Below are 3308 nucleotides of genomic sequence, written 5' to 3' on the forward strand. Positions count from 1 at the left end.
CCGAGCGGTGCAAGACTGGTGGCGTATGTCTCGCTGCATAAAGAACATTCGGTAACCTCTCCTACAGTGCGGGAAGTGCTCGCGCAGAGCCTACCCGATTACATGTTGCCTTCGGCGATTGTGGTACTGGACAATCTTCCCTTGAATGCGAATGGTAAAATCGATCGTAAACGTCTGCCGGAACCGGAATTTGTCGGCGAGGGCAACTATGCCGCGCCCGAAGGAGAAGTGGAGCAAGTCCTCGCCAATATTTGGGCGGAAGTGCTGGGTATCAGCCAAGTGGGGCGCAACGACAATTTCTTCGAGTTGGGCGGCGATTCGATTCTCAGCCTACAGATCGTCACTAAAGTACGCCGAGCCGGCTGGAAAATCACGCCACGCCAATTGTTTGAACGGCAAACGATCACCGCACTGGCTGGGGTTGTCAAACCGGTGGAAGAAGAAATGGAGCCCCCTTTCGCCAAGCAAATGGCGATCGATACGGCGGCACCTATTCCGCTGCTGCCGATCCAGCTCGATTTTTTCGAACAACCCATTCCTGCGCGACATCACTGGAATCAGGCCGTCTTGCTGAAAAGCCGCCAACGACTACGAACCGATTGGCTTGACCGTGCTTTGCAAGCAGTTGTACAACATCATCGGGCACTGCGTTTTGGTTATGAAGAACAGGCCGATGGTCATTGGATACAGTGTGCAGCGGCGACGGCTACGCAAGCGGTGCTGTGGGTGCGTGAAGCGGCTGACTCGGCGCAATTTCTTGCGCTGTGCAATGCGGCGCAGCGTAGCCTCGATCTGCGCAACGGCCCATTGCTGCGCGCATTGCTGGTCGACATGGCCGATGGCACACAGCGCCTCTTGCTGGCGGTGCATCATCTGGTGATCGATGGCGTCTCCTGGCGCATCCTGCTGGAGGATCTTAAAGCAGCTTACGACCAGTCAACACGCAACGAAGCCATTATCTTGCCTGAAGTGACGACCGACTATGCAATTTGGGCCCAGCGGTTGCAGCATTTTCCGGTGATGCATGCGGATGAGTTTGATTACTGGCAGAGTCTGGCGGTGGTACCGGTCACGCTTCCCTGTGATAACCTGGAAGGATCGAATGCTCTGGAGCATAGCGATACGCTTACCCTGAAACTGGATCGAGCGCATACCCAGGCTTTGCTCAAGGAGGCACCCGCAGCATACCGCACACAAGTGAATGACTTGTTGCTCACTGCCCTAGGCAGCGCGCTCTGCCGCTGGAGCGGACACGAGCGGATTCTGATCGATCTGGAGGGGCATGGACGAGAAGATCTTTATGCCGATGTCGATCTTTCCCGAACGATAGGCTGGTTCACCGCTCTGTTTCCGGTCGCGCTCGACCCAACGGGGAATTTGGATGCGCGTATCAAGCGCATCAAAGAGGGTTTGCGGCAGATTCCGCACAAAGGCTTGGGTTACGGCTTGTTCAAATACTATGGAACGGATGCGCAGCGGTGCCTCCTGGCCAATTTGCCCAAAGCGCAAGTGGTGTTCAACTACCTCGGACAATTCGATGGCAATTTTGAGCGCGATACTCTATGGCAGCTTGCTGATGAGCCGATCGGTGATTTGCTGGATCAAGGTGCGCTGCAGCAACATGATCTGTCGATCAATGGTCATATCCTGGTTGGTGAGCTTTGTATGGAAGTGAGCTACAGCAAGGCCCGCTATGCACGTACGACGATCGAAACGTTTATCTGCATTTTCTTGGCTGAACTCAAATCGGTGATCACGCATTGCAGCCATAGCGATGCGCAAGGCGTGACGCCATCTGATTTTCCTTTGATTCGGATCGCTCAGGAGGAACTGGATCACCTGCCTATTCCCTTCGATCAGTTGGTGGATCTTTATCCTCTCTCACCGATGCAAGCAGGCATGCTGTTTCATAGCGTAGCCGAGGTGGATGAGGAGGATGGGGACATTTACCTTAACCGACTCAGAATCGATATCGATGGATTGGATGCTCGCCGCTTCAAACAAGCTTGGCAGGCAGCGATCAATCGTCATGAAATACTCAGAACAGGCTTTATCCAAGAAGCGAGCACACCCCTGCAATGGGTCGCCAAATCAGCTGAATTACCCATTATCGAATACGATTGGCGTGAGCGATATAGTGTTTCTTCTGCTACTTTGCAGCAAGATCTCGATGCGCTCGCACAAGCGGAACATGCGCTCGGTCTGGATTTGCTGAAACCGCCGCTCATGCGTTTGGTGCTGGTGCGCTTAGCTGACACAAAATATCACTTCATTTGGACAGCACACCATTTGCTGCTGGATGGCTGGAGTACTTCCCAATTGCTCAGCGAAATCCTGCGTGAATACGGCGGTGAGGTGCTGCCCACCCCTCAGGGCCGCTTCCGCGATTTTATCGAATGGCTAGCAGGGCGCGATCAAGCCGCTTCGAAAACCTACTGGCTGGAGCGGCTAAACCAGGTAAACGAGCCGACGCGGTTAGCCAGCGCACTGCCTGAGGTACAACATGGCACAGGTTATGTCGTCCATAGCAGCGAGCTCGATCAAGACTTGACGGATCAATTGGTGCACTTTGCCAAGCGGACGCACGTAACAATCAATACATTAATGCAGGCCGCATGGGCGTTGTTACTCAAATCCTATACTGGCCAGCCTACAGTAACTTTTGGTGTAACGGTCGCGGGCCGTCCAGCTGATCTACCGGGATCCGAGCAAATGCTGGGATTGTTTATCAATACCATCCCCATTTGCATTACGCTACGGCCCGAGCAGCCTATCGCTGACTGGCTGCGCGAGGTACAGGCACAGAATCTCGCCTCACGCGAGCATGAGCATACGCCCTTATATGAGATTCAACGTTGGCTGAAACAAAGCGGCCAAGGATTATTTGATAGTATCCTGGTATTCGAGAACTACCCAATCGACGAGACACTGCGGCAGTCGGCAGCGAATGGGCTAACTTTTTCGGGCAGTCAAAACTGGGAAATGTCCAATTATCCGATAGCAGTGGCTGTATCGCACCAACGAGTGCTCAACCTGCGTTTTGGCTATGACTGCCAGTATTTCTCAGAAGATGCGGTGAACCGTCTTGCTACACAGATGATAACATTGCTGCACGCCATGAGCCGCAGTCAAACCCATCAGCTCTGTGATATCACGCTGTTGAGCGAAGCGGAGCAAGCCCAACTCACGGCCTGGGGCGTCAATGCGCAACACTATGCCTCGGTGGAACCGGTGCATCGCTTGATCGAACGACAGGCGCTACTCTACCCGAACGCAACGGCACTGATTTTTGGCGATACGGAACTGAG

1 protein-coding gene is annotated in these 3308 nt (G+C 53.8%); it reads left to right on the forward strand.

Annotation, left to right across the window (positions count from 1 at the left end):
• Positions 1-3308: condensation domain-containing protein (locus C8R30_RS15425; protein WP_258192085.1), on the forward strand; the 3308-nt coding region annotated here is incomplete at both ends.

Source organism: Nitrosomonas nitrosa (assembly GCF_003051105.1).
Classification (GTDB): domain Bacteria; phylum Pseudomonadota; class Gammaproteobacteria; order Burkholderiales; family Nitrosomonadaceae; genus Nitrosomonas; species Nitrosomonas nitrosa.